At 66.5% G+C, this 21886-nt stretch carries 18 protein-coding genes; 14 read left to right on the forward strand and 4 right to left on the reverse strand.

Features of this window, described 5'->3' with window-relative positions; translation table 11 throughout:
• Window positions 1-54 precede the first annotated feature (54 nt).
• The 3 genes from M7H19_RS14470 (at window position 55) to M7H19_RS14480 (ending at window position 3581) form a co-directional block, all read left to right on the forward strand.
• Window positions 55-2127 carry an acyltransferase family protein gene (locus tag M7H19_RS14470; RefSeq protein ID WP_298181752.1) on the forward strand — a complete coding sequence of 691 codons (2073 nt, stop codon included), beginning with the start codon at window positions 55-57 and terminating at the stop codon, window positions 2125-2127.
• 101 nt (window positions 2128-2228) lie between these two features.
• Window positions 2229-2495, forward strand: coding sequence for a GlsB/YeaQ/YmgE family stress response membrane protein (locus tag M7H19_RS14475; RefSeq protein ID WP_298181603.1), 267 nt, complete (start codon window positions 2229-2231; stop codon window positions 2493-2495).
• A 117-nt stretch (window positions 2496-2612) separates the two neighbouring features.
• Entirely contained in the window at window positions 2613-3581 is a 969-nt protein-coding gene (locus tag M7H19_RS14480) for an NADPH:quinone oxidoreductase family protein (protein ID WP_298181606.1), read from the forward strand.
• Window positions 3582-3635: 54 nt separating this feature from the next.
• Here M7H19_RS14480 and M7H19_RS14485 read toward each other — a convergent pair whose 3' ends face one another.
• The 3 genes from M7H19_RS14485 to M7H19_RS14495 form a co-directional block, all read right to left on the reverse strand.
• Window positions 3636-5177, reverse strand: a complete 1542-nt coding sequence (locus M7H19_RS14485) for an arylsulfotransferase family protein (protein WP_298181608.1) — start codon at window positions 5175-5177, stop codon at window positions 3636-3638.
• Between the two features lie 243 nt (window positions 5178-5420).
• Window positions 5421-5651 (reverse strand): hypothetical protein, encoded by a 231-nt coding sequence (locus tag M7H19_RS14490; protein WP_298181610.1) that lies wholly within the window; start codon window positions 5649-5651, stop codon window positions 5421-5423.
• Between the two features lie 176 nt (window positions 5652-5827).
• Window positions 5828-7090 (reverse strand): FAD-binding oxidoreductase, encoded by a 1263-nt coding sequence (locus tag M7H19_RS14495; protein ID WP_298181612.1) that lies wholly within the window; start codon window positions 7088-7090, stop codon window positions 5828-5830.
• 135 nt (window positions 7091-7225) lie between these two features.
• Here M7H19_RS14495 and M7H19_RS14500 point away from each other — a divergent pair, with 135 nt between their 5' ends.
• Window positions 7226-8764, forward strand: a complete 1539-nt coding sequence (locus M7H19_RS14500; RefSeq protein ID WP_298181615.1) for a PucR family transcriptional regulator — start codon at window positions 7226-7228, stop codon at window positions 8762-8764.
• Between the two features lie 18 nt (window positions 8765-8782).
• Here the strand turns inward: M7H19_RS14500 and betT are convergent, their stop codons facing one another.
• Window positions 8783-10924, reverse strand: a complete 2142-nt coding sequence (gene betT, locus M7H19_RS14505; RefSeq protein WP_298181618.1) for a choline BCCT transporter BetT — start codon at window positions 10922-10924, stop codon at window positions 8783-8785.
• 181 nt (window positions 10925-11105) lie between these two features.
• Between betT and M7H19_RS14510 the strand changes: the two genes are divergently transcribed.
• The 10 genes from M7H19_RS14510 to wrbA all read left to right on the forward strand — a co-directional run bounded on the left by M7H19_RS14510 (window position 11106) and on the right by wrbA (window position 21869).
• A complete protein-coding gene (locus tag M7H19_RS14510) occupies window positions 11106-12575 on the forward strand; it encodes an aldehyde dehydrogenase family protein (protein WP_298181620.1) in 1470 nt (489 codons plus the stop codon).
• A 175-nt stretch (window positions 12576-12750) separates the two neighbouring features.
• Complete coding sequence (locus M7H19_RS14515) at window positions 12751-13128, forward strand: PASTA domain-containing protein (protein ID WP_298181623.1); 378 nt, start codon at window positions 12751-12753, stop codon at window positions 13126-13128.
• A 201-nt stretch (window positions 13129-13329) separates the two neighbouring features.
• Window positions 13330-14988: a GAF domain-containing protein gene (locus tag M7H19_RS14520; protein ID WP_298181626.1), complete on the forward strand. Its 1659-nt coding sequence runs from the start codon at window positions 13330-13332 to the stop codon at window positions 14986-14988.
• A gap of 113 nt (window positions 14989-15101) precedes the next feature.
• Window positions 15102-15410, forward strand: a complete 309-nt coding sequence (locus M7H19_RS14525; RefSeq protein WP_298181629.1) for a hypothetical protein — start codon at window positions 15102-15104, stop codon at window positions 15408-15410.
• Between the two features lie 379 nt (window positions 15411-15789).
• On the forward strand, window positions 15790-16011 hold the full coding sequence (locus tag M7H19_RS14530; RefSeq protein ID WP_298181632.1) for a lipopolysaccharide assembly protein LapA domain-containing protein: 222 nt from the start codon (window positions 15790-15792) through the stop codon (window positions 16009-16011).
• Window positions 16012-16063: 52 nt separating this feature from the next.
• Window positions 16064-16921, forward strand: a complete 858-nt coding sequence (locus M7H19_RS14535; protein ID WP_298181635.1) for an MEDS domain-containing protein — start codon at window positions 16064-16066, stop codon at window positions 16919-16921.
• A gap of 223 nt (window positions 16922-17144) precedes the next feature.
• Window positions 17145-18335, forward strand: a complete 1191-nt coding sequence (locus tag M7H19_RS14540; RefSeq protein WP_298181638.1) for an RtcB family protein — start codon at window positions 17145-17147, stop codon at window positions 18333-18335.
• Between the two features lie 208 nt (window positions 18336-18543).
• Complete coding sequence (locus M7H19_RS14545) at window positions 18544-19380, forward strand: PRC and DUF2382 domain-containing protein (protein WP_298181641.1); 837 nt, start codon at window positions 18544-18546, stop codon at window positions 19378-19380.
• 425 nt (window positions 19381-19805) lie between these two features.
• Window positions 19806-21071, forward strand: coding sequence for an MFS transporter (locus M7H19_RS14550; RefSeq protein WP_298181754.1), 1266 nt, complete (start codon window positions 19806-19808; stop codon window positions 21069-21071).
• A gap of 195 nt (window positions 21072-21266) precedes the next feature.
• Window positions 21267-21869, forward strand: coding sequence for an NAD(P)H:quinone oxidoreductase (gene wrbA, locus M7H19_RS14555; protein WP_298181644.1), 603 nt, complete (start codon window positions 21267-21269; stop codon window positions 21867-21869).
• Window positions 21870-21886: the final 17 nt, after the last annotated feature.

A 21886-nucleotide genomic window follows, 5' to 3' on the forward strand; every position in this document is an offset into this window, starting at 1 on the left:
CAGGTCTGGTCGGTCGAGGCGACCTGGGTCAAAACTTGGGAGGACTCTCCGGCGATGACCACGTTGCGGGAAGCTCTGAACGACAAGAGCGCTTCCGTACCGGCACCATCACAGCAACGTAAGTTCCGTCCGGAACTGCAGGGGCTTCGGGCGCTCGCCGTGCTCCTGGTGGTCGTCTACCACGTGTGGTTCGACCGCATCTCCGGTGGCGTGGATCTGTTCTTCTTCGTCTCCGGCTTCCTCATCACCGGACAACTGTTCCGCGCGAGCATGCGAGGACGGATCGAGTTCCGTCCATTCTGGGGACGCATATTCAAACGGCTGTTCCCCGCGGCTTTGACGGTCCTCGCCGCGTCGATGGTCGCCGCTTTGGTGTGGTTGCCCGAGCATCGCTGGGTCCAGACCGCCAAGGAAGTCATCGCCTCGGCGCTGTACTTCGAGAACTGGCAGCTCGCCGCCGACTCGGCCGACTATTTCGCCCAGAACAGCGGCGCGAGTATCACGCAACACTTCTGGTCGTTGTCGATCCAGGGTCAGTTCTATCTCGTCTGGCCGTTGCTGATCGCGCTGCTGGCGGTGGCCGTCCGGCGTTTCCGCTGGAACATGTACACGACGCTGCTCACCACATTGCTGGTGCTGTTCGCGGTGTCGCTGGCGTATTCGGTGTGGCTGACGGAGGTGAACCAGCCTCTGGCCTACTTCCACTCGGCCACGCGGGTGTGGGAGTTCGCGTTCGGCGGCCTGTTGGCGCTGACCATCGACAGGATCGAGCTCCCGCGTTGGCTGGCGATCCTGTGCGGCTGGCTCGGGGTTGTCGGGCTCGTCTCCTGCGGCATGGTGCTGCAGGTCGGCACCATGTTCCCCGGTTACGTGGCGTTGTGGCCGATGGTCTCGGCCGCGCTGGTGCTGGTGGCCGGCGCGACCGGCAGCAAGATCGGCGCCGACCGGTTCCTGTCGTCGCGGCCGCTGATCTACCTGGGCAACATCAGCTATTCGCTGTATCTGTGGCACTGGCCGATCCTGTTGTTCTACCTGGTCGTGCGTGCCCAGGCGGAGATCGGCCCACGTGGTGGCGCCGGTGTGATCGCACTCTCGCTCGTCCTCGCCTCGCTCACCTACCACTTCATCGAGAACCCGGTCCGCAACTCCAGGATCGGGACGGCCACGCGGTGGGGCGCCTACCGGTTCGCCGTCCTCGTGCTCGTACCCGTCGTGGCCTCCGCGGGGGTGTGGCAGTACGTCACCGAGCAGCGGTCGTCCTTCGATCTCCAGGTCGACGACCTGGAGCACCCCGGTGCGCAGGCCATGGCGGTGGGCAGGCCGGCCTACGACCCCGAGGCGAGTGTCGTTCCACCGTTCGCCGCCGTGCCGAGTGAATGGGTCGCGTGGGGACCCGACGAATGCGAGGAAACGGACGTCGACGGTGAGAAGATCCGACACTGCGTGATGAACCCGCCAGAGGGAGTCGAGCCCACCCGCCGCGTGGTCGCGGTCGGTGACTCGCACGTCTTCCAGCTGTCGGGCGCGTTGCGCGAGATCGCGCGGGAACTCGACTGGCAGCTCTACCTGTTCCACAGGCCGGGGTGCCCGTTCACCGCTAACGAGGACATGCCCTCCAACCAGGCCTGTGTCGACTGGAACTCCCGTATTCTGCCCGAGATTATCGACCTCCGACCCGATGCGGTGATCACGATGGCCACCCGGGACGTGCGGGAGGGCCTCAAGGAGTGGACCCCTGCGGGTTACGTCGAGCAGTGGCGCAGGCTCGGCGAGGAGGGCATTCCCGTGGTCGGTATCCGGGACAACCCGCGGTTCGACTTCGAACCTCCCGAGTGTGTGCAGCTCAACGACTTCACGTCCGAGGAATGTTCGCGCCTACGGGGGCAGATGTATCACGCCAGGCCGCCGTACGAGGTGGTGGGCAACATGCCCGGCAACACCTCGTTTGTGGACCTGAGCGACTACTTCTGCACCCCGACCACGTGCCCGCCCGTGATCGGTAACGTGCTGATCTACATGGATGACAACCATGTCAGCAGGACCTACATGGAGACTCTCACGCCGATCCTGAAGCAGAAACTGCTCGACGTGCTCGCTTGGGAGGACACCTCGGCCAGACCGGGGTGAGACGCCCCTCGGGCGACCGGCGAACGACACGCGGGGAATACCCGCCCGGATCACACGGCTTCAGCGCCCTCCGGTGATCACGGAGTCCGTACGCTGAGTACATGGGAGTACTGGGTTGGCTGGTCCTCGGACTGTTCGCCGGTGCCATCGCGAAGCTGCTGACGCCGGGCCGTGACCCCGGCGGTTGCCTGGTCACCGTGTTGCTCGGTATCGGTGGCGCGTTGCTCGGCGGCTGGATCGGGAGAACGGCGTTCGACGTCGATCTCGGCACGTTCTTCGACCTGCGCACGTGGGGACTGGCGGTTCTCGGCGCGTTGGTGATCCTGCTGCTCTACCGCGTTCTGATCGGTGCGGGGCGCCGGGAATAGTCTGCCCGCAACGTGGTGGCGTTCACTTCGGGCTCGTCATGATCGTCGTGTCGGCCCTAGAGTGCCTTTCCGTGTCGCCCATCACCGACGGCGGCTGACCGGACGAAGGAGTCATACATGCGCGCTGCGCAGATCGTCACCCTCGACGGCCCTTCCGCTCTGCGGGTGACCGACGTCGACGAGCCCCAGGGCGCCGAGGACGCCGTAGTGATCGATGTGCACGCGGCCGGGGTGACGTTCCCGGACGTGCTTCAGACCCGCGGGCTCTACCAGTACAAGCCGGAATTGCCGTTCGTGCCGGGCACCGAGGTGGCCGGTGTGGTGCGTTCGGCTCCCGAGGACGCGCCTGTGCGTCCGGGCGATCGCGTGGCGGCGTTCCCCGGTCTGGGTGGTTTCGCCGAGACCGTGGCCGCTCCGAGTCACGCGGTGTTCCCCATCCCGGATCGGCTGTCGTTCACATCGGCCGCCGCGCTGCCCATGAACTACCTCACCGTGCATTTCGCGCTCACCCGACGCGGTGCCTTGCGCAAGGGCGAGACCGTGCTCGTGCACGGGGCGGGTGGTGGTGTGGGCACCGCTGCGGTCCAGCTGGCGTCGGCGTTGGGCGCTCGTGTGATCGCCGTGACGTCGTCGAGTGAGAAAGGCGACCTGGCCCGCGAAATGGGTGCCCAACACGTTGTGTCGCCCGAGGGCTTCCGTGCGGAGGTGAAGGAGCTGACCGGCGGCGCGGGAGTGGATGTGGTGGTCGACCCCGTGGGCGGCGACCGGTTCACCGATTCGCTGCGGTGTCTGGCGCCGGAGGGCCGACTGCTCGTCATCGGTTTCACGGCCGGGGAGATCCCCACCGTGAAGGTCAACCGGCTGTTGTTGAACAACATCGCCGTCGTCGGCGTCGGCTGGGGTGCGTTCTGGGCCACGCGACCGGAGTACCTGCGGGAACAGTGGGCCGAGCTGCTTTCGTTGCTGGAGGACGGTCTGCTCGACCCGCCGATCGGTGCGACGTACCCGCTGGACGACGCCGCCACGGCGTTGACCCAGCTGGACACCCGCGCCGCCAAGGGCAAGGTCGTGTTGCGGATCCGCTGAGGTCGTTCGAGGTCGGTTCGAGGTCGTCGCTTGAGCGACGACCTCGAACTTCCTCTATCCTTCCTCGCCCTCCTTGATCGGGTCGGACTGCGCGAGTTCCTTGCCGTCGTCGTCGAGCGCGATCACCGCGAAGTAGGGGCCGTCGTTGTTCACGACCACCGCCGTCTCGAAGCCGCTGCGGCGGGCCAGGGCGACCGGCTTCAACGAGGAACGCGAGGTACCTGCGAGCACCCGCCACTGTTCCACCTCGGTGGAGCCGTTCCAGCTGGCGTAAATCGTGCGGCCACCCGCCTTGTTGGGGCCGACGGCCAAAGCGGGTTTCTCCGCGGGACGGCCGGTCCAGTCGAACGTGCGCGCGCGATACGACTGATCGGGCTCGGGAAACTGGCTGTCGAGCACGATCTCACCCGAGGAGTCGAACTCCGACGTGTAGGGCTGTGAACCCCAACCGACGAGGGCGCCGCCGTGCTCCAACAGCTGCATGCTGCCCTGGTTGTCGGCACGCAAGCGGGCCGGGTGCACGAACTCCTGGTCCACCGACACCTTGCGGCGCTGATAATCCACCTTCAGCACCAGGCCTCGCGAATGTGGCCCCTGCGGAGGTGAGGAGGAGTTGTCGAACAGCGCGATGCGGTCGCCCGAGTGCAGCCGCGCGTCGTGTTGCCACGAGAATTGGGCGAGCTCCTCGACGTCGAAATCGGATTTCCTTCCGTTCAGGCGCCATTCGACCTCGCCGGTGGACCGCGAGATCTTGTACAACGCCCACGTGTTGCGGGCCGACAACACCAAGCCGCCGTCGGCGGTGGGTTCGATCGAGTTCAGGTGGATGTAGTCGAACGGGGCTTCTTCCGTACCGCGGTCACCCAGCTCGTGATAGGTCTCCTCGACCGCGACGTGGTCGAGGCTGTCCCACTCGAACAGCACCTCGCCGCTGGCGATGTCGACTTCCTGCACGATGCCCGCGTAGACCCAACCGTCGCCGGGGCCGTCGATGGAGGACAGGTCGGCCTGCGTGGCGTGGTAGCCGATGAGCAGTGCCGTGTCGTCCTCGGTGATGAGGAACTCGTGGAGGTCGGCCTTCTTGCCGTTGCCCATGCGGACTTCGGCGACCTGTTGGTAGGAGCTGTCGTAGATGACTCCGACACCTTCTCCGTACCCGGCGAGTACGCGGCCCTGCCACCAGGTCAGGACGGGCTCGCCTTGGTAGGTCTGACGTTTGAAGTCCATGGGGACGAGGTCGTGGCCCTCTCGGGGCAGGAACCAGATCGGCCGACCACGGCGATCGGCGATCATGAAGCCGGGTTGGCTGGGGCTGTTGTCCTGGTAGGCCTTGGGGGAGAGGAACAGGTACTCGGGCTTGGCCGGGGGCTTGTCGGTCTCGGTGATCGTCAGCTTCGGAGGGCGTAGGTCGGGGCGGGAGCGGAAGTGGTGCACTCCCGGAGGTGTGGTGAGTTCGTCGTTCGTCGGAGCGCTCGCCGTGTCGTCGCGCGGGAGGCGGTAGCCCACGTAACCGGATGTCAGCGGTACCGCGATACCTGCGCCGACCAGGGCGGCCCTGCGCAGGAAACGGCGGCGGGAGAGGTCACCGTCAGCCACGAGCAATCCTTCCTCGGCAGCGTTTTTTCCCTCGTTCGGATGATGGCCGAATTTCGGATTGTGCCATTGAGGTGGCTCAGGTGAAGAGGCACCCCCATAAGGGGGAGATCGGCAAAATTCTGTCGAGTCGGTTGCAGGGAAGGGCGAAGAGCGTCAGAGGGGGAGGGTGTCAGAGGGGCGGACACACGTCGGCGCCGACGGTGATCACCGTCGGCGCCGACGTGTTGCACTCTCATTCCATTGTCAATCGACCGGTACCACGTCGACGACCTTGTCGTGACGTACCCACACCGGTTCGGTCTCGTCGTCGGCATCGTCGGGTCGGGTCGGAAACCACAGAACCGAGGTGTACGGGTCGGAGATCGGGAAGGCGACGACCTCCCCGTTACGGAACAGTTTCTCCATCCCGACAGGCGTCCCCGCGAGGTAGGTGATCCGGTCACCGGCGACGATCTGGTTGGCGCTCTTGCTCATGACAGTCCCTTCCGGACACATATCCGGACCCCAGGCTGTGCTTTGTGTTCCTAACGGGATGAACATTAGGGCGGCCACGGTCGGGGTGAAAGTTGCATCACAAGGAAGGGTGACCATCGAACGGGCGGAATCGGTGTAAGGACGTAATACCGCGCCCAAACGACCACAACGGACGGTCAGCGGAGCGGGTCGACCGAACGCAGCGCTTCTGGCTGCTTCCCCGTGGCGATCTGTTCGGCGAGGAGAAGACCGGTGATCGGGCCCTGGGTCAGCCCCCACATGCCGTGCCCACCGGCCACGTACACGCCCGGGGCGTTGGTGGCGCCGACCAATGGTTTGCCGTCCGGGGTGACGGGTCGCGGGCCGACCCATTCGTCGGTGCGCTCGTCCCAGCGCACACCGTCCAGCAGATCACGGGCCGAGTCGATGATGGCCTTGATGCGGTCGCGGTCGAGTGGGTCGTCCGGTCCGCGGAACTCCATCGTGCCCGCCACTCGCAGCGCGCCGCGGTACGGAGTACAGGCCACCCGAACGTCCGGGAGATAGACGGGGCCCGGTACCGGCTTGTCCGTGGGAACCGTGAACGAGTAGCCACGGCCCGCGCGCACGGGCACCCGCACGCCTCCGCTGTGGGCGAGTCTGTTCAACCACGCGCCTGTGGCGAGTACGGCGACGTCGCCGGAGACCAGCTCACCGGACCGGGCTTCCAGGGTGACGGCGTGTCCCCGGGGACGGACGGCGTCGACCTCGAACCCGCTGCAGATGACGCCACCGCGTTCCCGCACGGAATCGGCGAGCGCGGAGACGAACGCACCCGGATCGATGAAGCGCTGCCCCTCCAGACGTACACCCGCGCCGATACGGGAGGAGGCCTGCGGAGCGGCTTCGGCCAGTTCGTCACCCGTGAGCCCTCGGTAGGTGATCTCGCCGCCCGCGGCCGTGATGCGTTTCAGCTCCTTCAGCAACCCGGTCGCCTGCCTCGGGAACTCGAACAACGCCGTGATGGGAGCACTGATCGTCGGTGCGGTGACTCCGCCGGAGGTCAACACGTCGAACGCTTCGAGACACTCGGCGTTGAAAGGCAGGTTGGCCCGGGCGGCCCGTTCCCAGGCGCTCCACCGGCAGTTCGCGGCGAACTGCGCTAGGAAGAGCCACAAGCCCACGTCCAGCTTCACGGGAACGTGGAGCGGGGCCTTGGGGTCGAGCAGGGAACTCAGGCCGTACCGCAGCACGTTCGGCTCGTTCAAGGGGATCGCCAGGCCCGGGGAGAGCCAGCCCGCGTTACCCCAGGAAGCCCCGGCCGCGACGCCGTCACGGTCGACCACCGTGACCTTGATCCCGCGGTCCTGGAGAAACCAGGCGGTCGACAGGCCGACGATGCCCGCCCCGACCACCACCGCCGTGCGGGGACCGCCATCGATTCGCATGTGTCCGTCCATGGCCGCCTGCCTCCTTGCTGTCTGTGCGCCGTTGCACTTCCAGGGTGACCGACCATTCGCGGAGTGCGTTTGTCGGAACGACACAATCCGGAGCACGTTCTTTGTTCTCGGCGTTCATCGAGGAACACTTGCGGAATGGTCACACTCGATCGGCTCATCAACGTCCTGAGTGGTTACGGTGTCCGTCCGATGGCGAACGTGCCGGCGAGAGACACCGAGTTGCACAGTGTCGTCGTCCATGACCCCGCGGAGTCGACGGTGTCCGTGGGCGATGTGGTGCTGGCCGTCGGTGTGCGCGAGCTGACCCGTGCGGTCGAGTTGGCCGTCGCCGCGCAGGCGGCCGTGGTGTTGGTGCACGATCCGGGCGGCTCCGCCGACGGTGCGCGGGAGGCGACGGCGACGGCCGCCGAGCACGGGGTGACGGTGCTGACCGTGGATCCCGCCGTGTCGTGGAGCCAGGTGTGTGGTGTGGTCTACGGCCTTGTGCTGGAAGGCGGGGAGGTCCGGTCGGGCAGGGGACCGAGCGATCTGTTCGCGTTGGCCGACGCCATCGCTTCCACCGTGGAGGGACAGGTCACCATCGAGGACCGGTTGTCCCGCGTGGTCGCCTATTCGTCACTGCAGCAGGGCGCGGACCCGGCACGCCTGGACACCATCCTGGGGCGGCGGGTGTCGGAGCCGGTGCGAAGGCTGTTCGAACAGCGCGGCGTTTTTCAGCATCTCGCCACGTCCGCCGAACCGCTGTTCGTGGCGCCGTCACCGGAACACGGACTGCGGGGTCGCATGGTGGCGGGAGTGCGTGCGGGCCGGGAACTGCTCGGGTCGGTGTGGGTCACGTGCGACGAGCCACTCACCGGGCCGCGGCTACGGGAGCTGCGGGACGGCGCCGAGGCAGTGGCGTTGCACCTGTTGCGTTCGCGGGTGAGCGCCGACCTGGAACGGCAGGTGGAATCGGAGCTCGTCATCGAGCTACTGGACGGTACGCCCGACGCGGCGTCGGTGTGCGGCAAGCTCGGCCTGCCACCGGAGACTTTTCGGGTGGTGGCGCTGCAGGCACACGCCGACGACGAGCGACATGCGGCCGTGCTGCTCGCCTACGACCGAGCCACCACGGGCTTCGGGTGGTCCCGGCCCGGCCGCAGCACTCTGTTCGGCAACACCGTCTACACACTCCTGCCGTGCGGGGACGACCCCGCTCCCGCGCGTGACTGGGTGGACGAACTGGTGCGTGACCTACCCGAGCACGTCACGGTGGCGGCGGGCATCGGAGGTGTGTGTGAACTGAGCGAGATCCCCGCGGGCAGGCGCGAGGCAGAAGAGTGCCTGGCCCTGCACGTCACCCGGCCCGACCGCGCGCCCCTGGAGTACGACGAGGCGTGGCACGAGATCCTCTTGCAACGTCTGCGCACGGCAGCCGAGGCCGGCAGACAGCCAACCCGGGGACCGATCGTGGAACTGACCCGGCACGACGCCGCCCACAACACTCGGTATGTAGCGACCCTGCGAGCCTGGTTGGAGACACAGGGTGACCTCGGTGCGGCGGCCGCGGCGCTCGACGTGCACCCGAACACCGTTCGCTATCGCATGCGCAGGATGAACGAGCTGGTGAGGTGGGAACTCGAGGACCCGAAGACACGGCTCGCCCTGCTGATCGCACTGGCCGCGAGCGGGTGACGGAGCGCATCCTTCCGGTCAGCCGGGCTCCTCGGACCCCGAGGGCTGATCCGTCGCTTGTGCCGTGTAATCGGGCAGGACCTCCCCGGCCTCGGTCTCCCGATGCAACCGCAGGAACTCCAGATGGCGTTCGTACTGGTCGAGGACATCGCCGATGAGCTGGTCGCGGGTGTAGCCCATGACGTTGTAGCCCTGTCCGCCTTCGGGAAGGTAGACCTCCACGCGGCAGTAGGTGTCGTCCCCGGTCACCGCTCGCGTGGCGAACGACGGTGTGGGTCGCACCACCGGACGCAACCGGTAGGCGAAGGACTGCTCGGCCCCCATCGGCACCCGCAGGGTCAGATGCGGCAGCCCGGTCGTGGCGTCGACGTCCTCGGTCAGGGCCGCTTCGACGTCCTGTGCCCGGAGTTCCTCGGTCACCTCCTGCAGAGCGGGTCGACACACGTCGTTCAAGAACCGCCTCGCCGCGCGCGTGCTGGGATAGCTGAGCACGCGCGCCAAACGATGTTGCCACGCGCCCGATACCTGGCCGGGAAAGGACACGGTGCGTACCGACAGTGACGAGGGCAGCGTGGCGCGCACCGCTTCCTCGCGGAAACGCTCCACCCGCAGGGCTTTGTGCAGTCCCCAGATGATCATCAGCATCACGAACGAGAACGGCAGCCCCATGATGATGGTGGCGCTGGTGAGCGCGTCCACTCCGCCGACGATGAGCATGGCCATGGTGAGCAGACCGGTCGCCAGCGCCCAGAAGACGCGCAGCCAGGGTTTGGCGTCTGTGAGGGGAGTGGGCAGCCGGGAACTGAGGTTGGCCATCACCAACGCTCCGGAGTCGGCGGAGGTGACATACAGCAGCAGGCCGACGAACGTGGCCACGCCCGCGCTGAAGACGACGCCCGGATATTGGTCGAGCAACCCGTAGAAGCCCTGTTCCGGCATGTTCATGGCCGTGGTGCCGAACTCGATGTTGCCTTGCCGCACGATGCTGAGCGCGCTGTTGCCCAGCACCGACAGGAACGTGAGGGTGAACAAGAACGGCACGATGAGTGTGGCGGCCACGAACTGGCGGATGGTGCGTCCCCGCGAGATCCGGGCCAGGAACAGGCCCACGAACGGGGCCCAGGCGATCCACCAGGCCCAGAAGAACAGTGTCCAGTCGTTGAGCCACTCGGCCGGGAACGGCTGGTCGTAGGCGAAGGTGTTCAGGGTCATCGCCGGGAACCGGCTGATGTAGTCACCGATGTTGAGGATCAACGCGTTGAGCAGACGTGCCGGTCCCTCCAGTACGAGTATGTACAGCATCAACACGCCCGCCAGAATGATGTTGAGCTGGGACAGTCTGCGGATGCCCTTGTCGACACCGGACATCGCGGAGGCTGTCGCCATGAGAGCGGCCAGCACGACCAGGCCGACCTGGGCCGCGATCCCCTCGGGAATGCCGAACATGAAGTTCAGCCCGTAGTTGAGCTGGACGACGCCGATGCCGAGGGACACCGAGATGCCGAAGACCGTGCCGAGAATGGCGGCGAGGTCCACGGTGTCGCCGATGCGGCCGTGGATGCGCTTGCCGATGATGGGATACAGGGCGGAGCGGATCGCCAGGGGCAGGCGGTAGCGGAACGCGAAGTATCCGAGCGACATTCCCATCAGCGCGTACATCCCCCATCCGGTGATGCCGTAGTGGAACATGGTCCACACGACCGCCTGTCGCGCGGCCTCCACCGTCTGACCTTCTCCTCCCGGTGGTTCGAGGTAGTGACTCACCGGCCCGGCCACGGAGAAGAACATCAGGTCGATACCGATTCCCGCGGCGAACAGCATGGCGGCCCACGAGAACACCCCGTAGTCGGGAGTGGAATGCTGTGGCCCGAGTTTCACCGTTCCGTACCGGGACACCGCCACGAACACCACGAACCCCAGGTAGAGCGTCGCGACGAGGAAGTAGTACCAGCCGAAGTTGGAGGAGACCCAACCGACGGCGGTGCCGATCACGTTCGATGCGCCGGTCGGAGTGATGATCGCCCACACCGACAGGGCGACGATCAACGTCGCCGAACCGGCGAACACCAGCCGCTTCAGTCCACCGTGGCCCTTTTCGGCAACGTCCGGAGTGGATAGTTCGCGTGCCCGTTCGGCTTCGTCTTCGCCATCGTTCGCCATTCGGTTCACTCCGTCTCTCGGTCATAGGTGTGAACCCGTCCCTCACGTGGCTCGTTCGTGCTGTGCATGGGGGTGCGGGCCTTTAAGGTCTGCCGTAGGGCGTCGCGAACACGCCTTCAACCGTAACGAGATCGACCAGATCGCGCTGGCCACGGCGCTCGCCGCCGGGAAAGTGACTTTCATGTCCACTCTGTTCATCGACGGACGTTGGACGTCCGCCTCCGCAGGAGCGACCCGTGACGTAGTCAATCCGTTCGACCAATCAGTGGTGCGCACAGTGGACGAAGGCGATGCCACCGATGCGCACGCGGCCATCCGCGCGGCCCGTAAGGCCTTCGACGGTGGGCAATGGAGTGATTGGACGGCGCGGCGCCGGGCGCAGCTGCTTCGCCGCATCGCCGACCTGTTGCAACGCGACCGGGCGGAGATCGCGAGACTGGAGACACTCGACACGGGTAAGACCCTGGTGGAAAGCGGCATCGATGTGGACGATGTCACCTCCGTGTTCGAGTACTACGCCGCGCAGGCCGAGTCCGATCCCGGCCGACTCGTCGACGCGGGGAACCCGGCTGTGCGCAGCCGCGTGGTGTACGAGCCCGTGGGTGTGTGCGCGCTGATCGCGCCGTGGAACTACCCGTTGCTCCAGATCTCGTGGAAGGTGGCGCCCGCGTTGGCGGCGGGCAACACGATGGTGCTCAAACCCAGCGAGATCACCCCGCTCACCACCATCAAACTGGCGGAACTCGCGGAGGAGGCGGGCGCCCCGCCGGGAGTGGTGAACCTCGTGCTGGGCGCGGGCGACCCGGTGGGATCGACTCTCGTGGAGAGCCCACAGGTGGATCTCGTGTCGTTCACGGGCGGGTTGGCGACCGGCCGTTCGATCATGAGTGCGGCGGCGGGCACCGTGAAGAAGGTGGCTTTGGAGCTCGGAGGCAAGAACCCGAACATCGTGTTCGCCGACGCCGACTTCGAATCCGCGATCGATTACGCGCTCATCGCGGTCTTCTTCCACTCGGGACAGGTGTGTTCCGCCGGCACCCGGCTGGTGGTGGAGGACTCGTTGCACGAGCGGTTCGTGGCCGAACTGGTGGAACGGGTCGAGCGGATCAAACTCGGAAACGGCCTCGACCACGACACCGAGAGCGGCCCGTTGGTTTCGGCCGAGCACCGCGCGAAGGTGGAGCGCTACGTCGAGATCGGGGTCGAGGAGGGCGCGCGGCTGCTCACCGGAGGCAAGCGACCCGATGATCCCGCGCTGGCACAGGGATTCTTCTATCTACCCACTGTGTTCGACGAATGCCGCGACGACATGCGGGTCGTGCAGGAGGAGACGTTCGGACCGATCCTGACCGTGCAGCGGTTCTCCGACATGGAAGAGGCTGTGCGGATCGGCAACGACACGACTTACGGCCTGGCCGCGGCGGTGTGGACCGGTGACGCGCGCAAGGCCGAGTACGTGGCCCGCGCACTGCGACACGGCACCGTGTGGATCAACGATTTCGGTCCGTACCTGCCGCAGGCCGAGTGGGGTGGATTCAAACGCTCGGGCGTCGGTCGCGAGCTGGGCCACGCGGGACTGTCCGAGTTCCAGGAGGCCAAACACATCTACGAGAACACCGCTCCCGAACCGCAGCGGTGGTTCGCGCGCTGACAACCGGACTCACTCGAGAGCGTGACCTGGCTCGGTGAACGTGCCACGATAGGGGTGTGGAACGGCCGAAGCGCCCGGTGGAAGAACGAACACCGAAACGCTTTGGCAGGCCTCGGACAACGGGGCCGCAACGGTGGACGTGCCCCACTTTCCCTCCCTCGTCGGAGGTCACGTCATGCGTGCAATCCACCGCAGGTTCTGCTCCATCGTCATCGGTATCGTCGGTATCGTGATCCTGGGCGTGGGAGCGTGTCTGCCGCTCCGGGCGGTCGACGCCGACTCGACAGCGCCGCCACCGAATCCGACGGTGATGCCGTCGTTGCGCGGGATCGTGCTCGGTGACGGAGAGGATGCCCTGCGGGCTCTGGGAATCGGCAACATCTCGGCCGTCCCGATCGACGGCCACATGTTCGTGTTCAACGACGACAACTGGGTCGTGCTGCGACAGACCCCCCGTGCGGGGGAGACCATCGACCGGGAAGCGGAGGTGACACTCGGCGTGAGAAAGACCCGGGAGGCCGAGTCCCGTTTCTGTTTCGACGGTGACTGCTGATCGTTGTTGTCCCCACGGTCGGCGCCGGTATCGGCCGGGATCCCTCGAGCATCCAGAGAAAGGGCGCTCGGTAGCGGTCCACCGAACGACCGAATGCGGACGGTGTGGCCGATGTTGCGCTGAGTTCCGTTGCGATGCGTGGGAATCCGGTCGTCCGAAGTAAGCCGGATTGGCGGCGCCCGACCGGGGTACACGCCCCATATGTCGAGCAGCGCCGACGCGGGAGGCAGGGAGCGGCACGCGGTGCGCTTCCAACCGGCCGTCAGAGAACGGGCCGGCTTCGAAGTCGACGAGCTGCTCACCGGTATACGGACTCACCTGACCGGAATCCTGCGCGACGGTGACCGATTGCAGTCACTGCTCGACGCGGTGTTGGCTGTCAGTGGGGAACTAGAACCGGACGCGACCCTGAGCCGCGTGGTGCGTGCCGCACTGGATCTGGTGGGGGCTCGGTCCGGCGCGTTGACGATGTTCGACGCCGAGGGTGGACCTGCCGAGACCGTGTCCGAGAATCTCGATCCCACTCAGCCGTCCCACGAGGTGCCGCAGTCCCGCGAACCCGACTCGCGTACGGCGCTGTCGGTACCCGTGCGAGTGCGGGGCGAGACGGTTGGCACGCTCTACGTCGACAGCAAGCGCGATGGTCGGGAGCTCAGCACCGATGACCGGGTCGTCCTGCGCGTGCTGGCGGCGGCCGCCGGGATCGCGGTGGAAAACGCGAGGGTGTTCGAACGGTCTCGGGTACGGGGCCGATGGTTGGAGGCCACCGCGACCCTGAACGCGGAGCTGCTCGGCGGGGCATCCCTCGACCGGTCGCTGCGACGGATCGCCGAGATCGCCGGGGAGCTGTCCGACGCCGATGCCACGGTGGTGCTGCTCGACGAGGCCGGCGGGGCGCTGTCCGTGGGAGCGGTGTCCGGCCCGATCCGACACCTGGACGACGGGACACTGCTGTCCCCGGGCCCCGTTCTCGCCGACGTGTCGCGCATGGTCGAGCCGGTCGTACTGGACGACCTCAGCGAAGTGGCCACGTCGCTTCCCTCTTCGGTCGCGCGGGAGTTCGGGCCCGCGGTGTTCAGCCCGTTACGGAACGACGAGGGCGTTCAGGGACTCCTGGTGGCGCTGCGGAGGAGGAACGCCACGAGGTTCATACGCCACGAGGTGTCGTTGGTGTCGTCGTTCGCCACCCAGGCCACGCTCGCGCTCCAGTTCGCCGACAAGCAGGAGAGCGAGCGAACGGTGGCTCTCCTAGCCGACCGTAATCGGATCGCCCAGGACCTGCACGACCACGTGATCCAGCGCCTGTTCGCGGCGAGTATGAGCCTGCAGGGCACGCTCAGGCAGACAAACGACCCCCACACCGCCGAGCGCATCGGTGATGCGGTGCGGCGACTGGATCTGACCGTCAGGGAGATTCGCACGTCGATCTTCGAGCTGCACTCGGTGGGTACGTCGGAAGACAGCCTGCGAAGGCGGTTGCTCGATGCGGTGCCCGCCTTACCCCGAGGGTACCCGACACCGTCGGTGCGCATCGGGGGAGCGGTGGACACGTTCGTTCCCGATTCGCTGGGACACGACATGGAGTTCGTCGTACGGGAAGCGATCCGGAAGCTCGCACGACACGTACAGGAAAGCGGAGCCACTCCGGAGATCGCGCTCAATGTGGAGGTCGGCGACATGGCCACGGTCGCCGTCACCGTGGGGGCTCCGGCCTCGATCCCACCGGATCTTCCGTGGCTCGAAGAACTGCGCCGTCGGGCTCACGTCCACGGCGGGAAAGTGATCGTCGACGACCACGATGGCACGGCAGGATTGCTTTGGACGGTGCCGTTGCCCGACCTGGACATCTCACCACCATGACGTGATGGCAAGGGTGGCTTTTTGAAGGGCTCGCCCGAGAGGAAGGACCTTCGACCCTGCACACGACAGGCGGTGGCTGAAACGCTGTCTACCGACTTTCGGGGGAGGACACCATGACGACAGCGGATCCCGAGGACCTCGCGGAGCAGGTGGCACAGCAGCTTGCGGCGGTGGTCATCGCCGCGCTCCGACCGGATACGACACCACCCGAGACGGGACTTGATCCGGTTTCGATTGGGGAAGCGGCTGATCGGCTCGGTGGTGAGCTCGTGGCGTTGCTGCGCCAACTGGAGTGTCGTCCGACCCGCTCCGACGACACCCTGCCGGGCATATCGAGGGGCGACAGCGCGGTGGCCAGGGCGGCACACCTGTCCGCACAGATCATGCTGTCGGGGATGTCCGACAGCGGCGATGCGGATTGACCGTTCGCAGAGGTGTATCCCGTCCGGAAACGGGGGAAATGGAGGCGAGGGCCGTTTCCTTCGACCCGCTGTCGTGGGACCACGGACCGGTGAAGTCCAGGACTGTGTATCCGATGTGGACCTTACTTCCGGAAATGTCGGAGATGCCGGTGAGCACCGCAGTCCGCTGTGACGGAGTCGTTTCGCCGCCTTTCCCGACGGGGCCGACGCAAGCGAGGCGAGTGAGGTCGCACTGCGGGCATCTCGTGGTCGGCCGACGATGAAACGATGAGCACTCCGGCCGATGACACATCACATGGGACCGGCGCAGACGAGCGTGTGTCGCCGACGAACCGCATCCGCACCCGATATCGGGGGTGTCTGGGCTAGCGCGATCGCAGTGACACTGCTGATCGTGCTCCTGCTCGTGTTCATCCTGCAGAACACCGGGTCGGTGACGGTGGAGTTCTTCGGGCTGTCCGGAGTCCTTCCGCTCGGTGTGTCGATGTTGCTGTCCGCTGTGGTGGGCGCCCTTGCCGTTGCCATGCTCGGTGCCGCCCGCATCATCCAGTTACGGCGGATGTTGCGAAGAGTCACCGCTGGTCGTCGAAGCCGTGGATGAGAAGGGACTTTCAGACCCATTCCCTTCCGGGTGAGCTGCTTAAGGTGGTCGTATGCGCAGGAAGAGCGCGCTTGTCGTGCCGGTGGGATACGGCTGGCACGACCACGCGTGTTGGTTTCACACCGGGATCGAGGCATGGCGCGAGATGCTCGTGCTGTTCTTCAGCGAAGGCGCGGTGCGTCGGGAACGGTTGCTCTACATCTCCGACAGAAGTGAGGACGAGCTGGCCGAGGACCTGAGTCTGCTACCCGCCCGCGACGAACTGTTGAGCTCGGGACATCTGCAGTTGTGGTCGTCGTCGGCCGTCCACGGTGCCACCGACGAGCCCACCGTTCTCGCGCAGGCCGCACGGATGCGGCAGGCCGCCGACGACGCGGTCGCGGCCGGATACCGATGCCTGCGGTTGGCCGTCGACGCGGCGCTTCCGATTCGGGACAGCGCCGACGCCGCCCACTTCGTGCACTCCGAGATGGTGTTCGACGAGGTGGCGGCGCGCTCACCGGTGTTGTTGCTGTGCGGCTACGACGGCCGGTACGTCGATCAGTCCGCTTCCGCCGCGCTCGCCTTCGTCCATCCCATGCGGCAGCGTGCCGTGTTCGGTCCCGGATGCGCCCTCTACGCCGACAGCGAGAACGCCCACAGCTGGCGTCTACAGGGTGAGCTCGACCTGGCCTCACGTGAGGTGCTGGAGATCGCGCTCAACGCGCTGCCTGTCCACGGCGACGTGCATTTGCGGCTCGACGGGCTGTCCTTCATCGATGTGAGCGGCACACACGCGTTGGCGAGGCTGGCCGAACGGATCGCGCCCCACCGGCTGGTACTGCACGATCCTCCCACCGCGTTGTCGCGGATAGTCGAAGTGTCCCACGACGCATTCCCCTCCCTGCGCCGCGTCGCGGCAGCACTATGAACCCGACTTCGGTCGCAAACAGGGAAGGGGGAGGAGCTCGGCTCATCCTGTGTCCAGCCCTGTGTCCGGCATCCTGCAGCCGGTGCTGTGTTCTGTTCCCGAACGGGAAGCCGTCGGGAATTGATCGCAAGCGCTGGACGTCCATAAGAGAGGATGGGGTTTTCGACCCCCAGTCGAACTGGGTGGGAACGGTAGGGCCGAGAAGACCGACGAGGTGATGAGCGTGCACACGACGATCGAGGGTGACAGGGTGGATATTCGTCTGTGGACGGACCCAGCGACGATCGAGGAGCAGGCGCTACGTCAGCTCCACAACGTCACCACTCTGCCCTGGGTCCACGGCGTGGCGGTCATGCCCGACGTCCACTACGGCAAGGGTGCCACCGTCGGCAGTGTCATCGCGCTGCGTGACGCCGTGTCCCCCGCGGCCGTCGGCGTGGACATCGGTTGTGGCATGTCGGCGGTACGCACCTCGCTGACGGCCTCGGACCTGCCCGACGACCTCAGCCCGCTGCGGAGGCGGATCGAGGCCGCTGTGCCGGTGGGGTTCGACATGCACCGCAACCCCGTCAACCCGGCCCGGGTACCCGGAACGGGTGGGTGGGACGAATTCTGGTCTCGATTCTCCTCACTGCACCCGGGTGTGCAGGACATGCTGGACCGCGCGCAGCGGCAGATGGGCTCCCTCGGGGGCGGCAACCACTTCATCGAGGTGTGCCTGGAGCAGGGTGGTGAGGACGACGGCCGGGTGTGGCTCATGCTGCACTCCGGCTCGCGGGGCATCGGTAACGAACTCGCTAAGCGTCACATAGAGATCGCCAGGAAGTTGCCGCACAACGCCGACCTGCCCGACCGCGATCTCGCCGCGTTCGTGACGGGCACTCCAGAGATGGAGGCGTACCGGAACGACCTGTACTGGGCGCAGGAGTACGCGGCCCGCAACCGGGCCACGATGTTGGCTCTTGTGAAGCAGTCCCTCGCCGACACGGTGCCGGGCGTGCGGTTCGACGAACCGATCTCGTGCCACCACAACTACGTGGCCGAGGAACGCTACGACGGCATGGACCTCATGGTGACCCGCAAGGGGGCGATCAGGGCCGCCAAGGGCGATCTCGGCATCATCCCCGGCAGCATGGGTACCGGCTCGTACATCGTGCGTGGGCTGGGTAACGACGCGTCGTTCCAGTCGGCCGCCCACGGTGCGGGCAGGAAGATGAGCCGCGCGAAGGCTCGTCGCTCGTTCACGGCTGCTGACCTCGCCGAGCAGACTCGGGGCGTGGAATGCCGGAAGGACTCGGGAGTCGTCGACGAGATCCCCGGCGCCTACAAGGACATCGACTCGGTGATCGAGGCGCAGTCGGACCTGGTGGAGGTGGTCGCCCACCTCAAGCAGGTCGTGTGCGTCAAGGGTTGAGTCAGGTTAGGCACGATTCATCACGGAGCGTGCGGGGCAGGCGGCCGCTTTCGCGGGTCGCCCACCCGTGTGGGTGATTGATGCGGGCGCCGAGTTTTGCGTTGGGCGTGGTGTCAAGACTGTGGGGAAGGGTTGGACGGCCCTCGCTGTTTGACCCTTTCCGTGATCGCATTCCGTGATCGCACGAGAACGAAAGGAGGCAGCGACCGTGGCCACGACACTGCGTCCGGAGGAACTCATCGACAACTCGGTTGTCGACACGGAGGGCCGCAAGATCGGCAAGGTCGGTACCGTCTACCTCTCCGACGATTCCCGGCAGCCCGAGTGGGTCACCGTGAAGACCGGTCTCTTCGGGCAGAAGGAGAGCTTCGTCCCCTTGCAGGGTGCCTACCTGGAATCGGACGGCATCCACGTCCAGGCGTCCAAGGAAAAGGTGTCTGAGGCGCCCCGAGTCGACACCCACACCGACCTTTCGGGTGAGGAAAGCGCGGAACTGTACACGCACTACAATCTTCCCGCCCCGAGAGCGGCGGTGTCCGAGGAGATGTACGAGGAGCAGGGCGGGACCGGCACCGAGACGCGTTCCGGACAGGGCGCGGCCGGCACCACCGGGACCCAGGGCCGCACCGGCGGACGAACAGGCCCCCGTACCGAGGGTGAGTCGATGGTGCGCTCCGAGGAGCACTTGCGGGCCGGCACCGAAGAGGTGGAAAGCGGCCGGGTCCGGCTTCGTAAGTACGTGGTGACCGAGGAAGAGCAGATGAGCGTCCCGGTGTCCCACGAAGAGGTCCGGATCGAGCGTGAACCGGTGAGCGAAGCCGACCGTTCGGCCCCCCATGACATCGGGGAGGAGGAACAGGAGGTGACCTTGCACCGCGAGCAGGCGCGGGTCACCAAGGAGAACGTGCCGGTGGAGAAGGTCCGTCTCGGCAAGGAGAAGGTCGCCGACGAGGAGACCGTTTCTGGTGAGGTCCGTAAGGAGAAGTTCGACATCGACGAGGAAGGTGGCCGACGCGGCCGAGGCGGCCGCGGCCGCAACACCTGACGCGACGTACACACGGCACGGCCGCGGGTTGGGGTTCGTCCCCGCCCGCGGCCGTGCCGTTTGCGCGCCGCGCCTTCCGCGAGAGCGCGTGGATGAGTGCGTACCCACCGTGACAACAGGACTGTCTGTAATGGACTCTTCGGCGCAGCGAAAACGACTGCTGTGAGGCCGATCCCTTTTTTCGCGGTCAAACCTCATTGTTGGCATCGCCACACGACAGAAGTGGGGACGGGATCGCAAGTCGCTGGGTAGCGTGAGGTCGCCCGCGACGGTGGGTGGTTCGAACGTTCCGCCACGCGGGTGTCCGCCATGCCATGGACGTCGTGCTGTGGACGTCGTGCCCGTCGCACCGCTTCGTACCGGTGCGGGCTTCGCGCCCTGTCTCGCGGAAGGACTGAAGGATCTTGCGGCGAAATCTGCCGCCGATGCTGCGCGCGTTCTCCAATCGGAACTATCGGCTATGGGCCTCGGCCGACCTGGTGTCGGTCACGGGGACCTGGATGCAGGTGCTCGGGCTGAACTGGGTCGTGATGGAACGTACCGGCTCGGCGACCTCCGTGGGACTGTCGGTGGCGTTCAGTACCGTGCCGGCGCTGGTGTGCGGCCCGTGGGCCGGTGCGTTGGCTGACCGCATATCGCCTCGGCGCATCATCGTGACCGGGCAATCGCTGCACGTGATGATCGCGTTGTTGCTGGCCTTCACGGTGTGGCAGGGCCTGCCGTTGCCCGCGCTGTTCGCGCTCACGGCGATCGCGGGATTGGTCGGGACCTTCGAAGGACCCGCTCTCGGCCGCTTCGCAAGCCAGGTCGTGCCGCGTTCCGATCTCGGTAACGCGTTGGCGTGGAACTCCGTGATCAACTCCGTGGGCCGGGTACTGGGCATGAGTCTTGCGGGCGTGCTCGCGGCGGTGATCGGCGAACCCGCCCTGTTCTGCGTCAACGCGGCCAGTTTCGGGGGCGTCATCGTCACCGTGTTGGTGATGCGTTCGTCCCAGTTCCACCCTCTTGCCAAGAGCACCCGCGAGTACGCCGGAGTCGTGGCGGGACTGCGGTACCTGCGCACCCAGCATGTGCTGCTGGTGCTGTTCGCCCTGGGGTTCGTCCTGTCGTCGCTCGGCCGTAACTACCAGGTGACGATGGCGGCGGTGGCGGAAGGGCCGTTGAACGCGGGGTCGGCGGGATACGGCACGTTGTCGTCGGTGTTCGCCGTCGGCACGGTGCTCGGCGGACTCGCCGCGGCTCGGCTCAAGGACTTCACCCTGCCGCTGCTGCTCGTGGTGGCGGCGGTGACGAGTGTGTTGCAGGCGGTCAGCGGGCTCATCCCCGGATTGGTCGGATTCGCTCTCGTACTCCTACCCATCGCGGCGGGTGCGGTAGTAATCGACACGGTGAAGAGCACCCGCCTGCAGTTGGACGCCGCCGACAGCATGCGGGGCCGTGTGTTGGCGGTGCAGGGGACAGTGGCCGGGGGCGCGGGCGCGCTCGGGGCGCCCGCCCTCGGCTGGCTGTCCGAACAGCTCGGTCCGCAGGAGGCCTTGCTCGTCGCGGGGCTGGTGACGCTCGCCGCCACCTGCGCGGCTGCGGTAGTGTTGCGGTCGTTGGCGCGTCGTCCGTCTTCCCCGGTCGAGCCCGAGGAGACGTTTTCGACCTCCGACGGCACAGAGCCTGCCCGTGCGTTGACGTCGGCGTGACCTCCTGCCTACGGCGACGAGGCCGGTGCCCGAAGGCCCACCCGCCCCGTTCACGGCTGTTCTCGGGTCCGACGCGAATGAGTGCTTTCGTCTTCGGTCACGTGGCGCCGTCATTTCGGGACCGAGCCGAGCGGGAACGTGTGGCAGACGTGTCGACCAGGACCGAGAGGTCGAGGCCTTCGAAGGAGAAGTCCGATGCCAGTCCGGGTGGCGGTGATCTACTACAGCGCGACCGGCAACGTGTACGCGTTGGCGCGGGCGGTGGCCGAGGGTGCGAAGGAGCGGGGCGCCGAGGTCGCGCTGCGTCGTGTCGCCGAGTTGGCGCCAGACACGGCCATCGACGCCAACCCGGCGTGGCGCGCCCATGTCGACGCGACCAAGGACACCGTTCCCGAGGCCACGCTCCAGGATCTGGAATGGGCCGATGCCTACGCCTTCGGCACGCCCACGCGTTTCGGTCTCCCGACCTCCCGGCTCAAACAGTTCATGGACCAGGCGGGTGGACTGTGGCAGGCGGGAACGATGGCCGACAAACCAGTCACCACGTTCACCTCGGCGATGAACCGCCACGGTGGTCAGAAGTCGACGATCCTGGCGGTGAACAATGTCTTCTACCACTGGGGCTGTCTGATCGTCCCGCCCGGTTACACCGATCCGCTACTCTATTCCGCGGGTGGTAACCCCTATGGCACGTCGTGGCCGTCCGGCGGAGGTGAGGGCCCCGACGACACCACTCTCGAAGCCGCCCGCTACCAGGGCGAACGACTCGTCCGATTCGCCGAGAAGCTCGTGTCCTGACTCGCCTACACCACCGA

Source organism: Saccharomonospora sp. (assembly GCF_027317685.1).
Classification (GTDB): Bacteria; Actinomycetota; Actinomycetes; order Mycobacteriales; family Pseudonocardiaceae; genus Saccharomonospora.

What these genes read in the sequence shown, in the direction of transcription:
- M7H19_RS14470 (WP_298181752.1), top strand. Translation starts at nt 55, where the DNA reads ATGACCACGTTGCGGGAAGCTCTGAACGACAAGAGCGCTTCCGTACCG.
- M7H19_RS14475 (WP_298181603.1), top strand. Translation starts at nt 2,229, where the DNA reads ATGGGAGTACTGGGTTGGCTGGTCCTCGGACTGTTCGCCGGTGCCATC.
- M7H19_RS14480 (WP_298181606.1), top strand. Translation starts at nt 2,613, where the DNA reads ATGCGCGCTGCGCAGATCGTCACCCTCGACGGCCCTTCCGCTCTGCGG.
- M7H19_RS14490 (WP_298181610.1), bottom strand. Translation starts at nt 5,651, where the DNA reads ATGAGCAAGAGCGCCAACCAGATCGTCGCCGGTGACCGGATCACCTAC.
- M7H19_RS14495 (WP_298181612.1), bottom strand. Translation starts at nt 7,090, where the DNA reads ATGGACGGACACATGCGAATCGATGGCGGTCCCCGCACGGCGGTGGTG.
- M7H19_RS14500 (WP_298181615.1), top strand. Translation starts at nt 7,226, where the DNA reads ATGGTCACACTCGATCGGCTCATCAACGTCCTGAGTGGTTACGGTGTC.
- betT (WP_298181618.1), bottom strand. Translation starts at nt 10,924, where the DNA reads ATGGCGAACGATGGCGAAGACGAAGCCGAACGGGCACGCGAACTATCC.
- M7H19_RS14510 (WP_298181620.1), top strand. Translation starts at nt 11,106, where the DNA reads ATGTCCACTCTGTTCATCGACGGACGTTGGACGTCCGCCTCCGCAGGA.
- M7H19_RS14515 (WP_298181623.1), top strand. Translation starts at nt 12,751, where the DNA reads ATGCGTGCAATCCACCGCAGGTTCTGCTCCATCGTCATCGGTATCGTC.
- M7H19_RS14520 (WP_298181626.1), top strand. Translation starts at nt 13,330, where the DNA reads ATGTCGAGCAGCGCCGACGCGGGAGGCAGGGAGCGGCACGCGGTGCGC.
- M7H19_RS14525 (WP_298181629.1), top strand. Translation starts at nt 15,102, where the DNA reads ATGACGACAGCGGATCCCGAGGACCTCGCGGAGCAGGTGGCACAGCAG.
- M7H19_RS14535 (WP_298181635.1), top strand. Translation starts at nt 16,064, where the DNA reads ATGCGCAGGAAGAGCGCGCTTGTCGTGCCGGTGGGATACGGCTGGCAC.
- M7H19_RS14550 (WP_298181754.1), top strand. Translation starts at nt 19,806, where the DNA reads ATGCTGCGCGCGTTCTCCAATCGGAACTATCGGCTATGGGCCTCGGCC.
- wrbA (WP_298181644.1), top strand. Translation starts at nt 21,267, where the DNA reads ATGCCAGTCCGGGTGGCGGTGATCTACTACAGCGCGACCGGCAACGTG.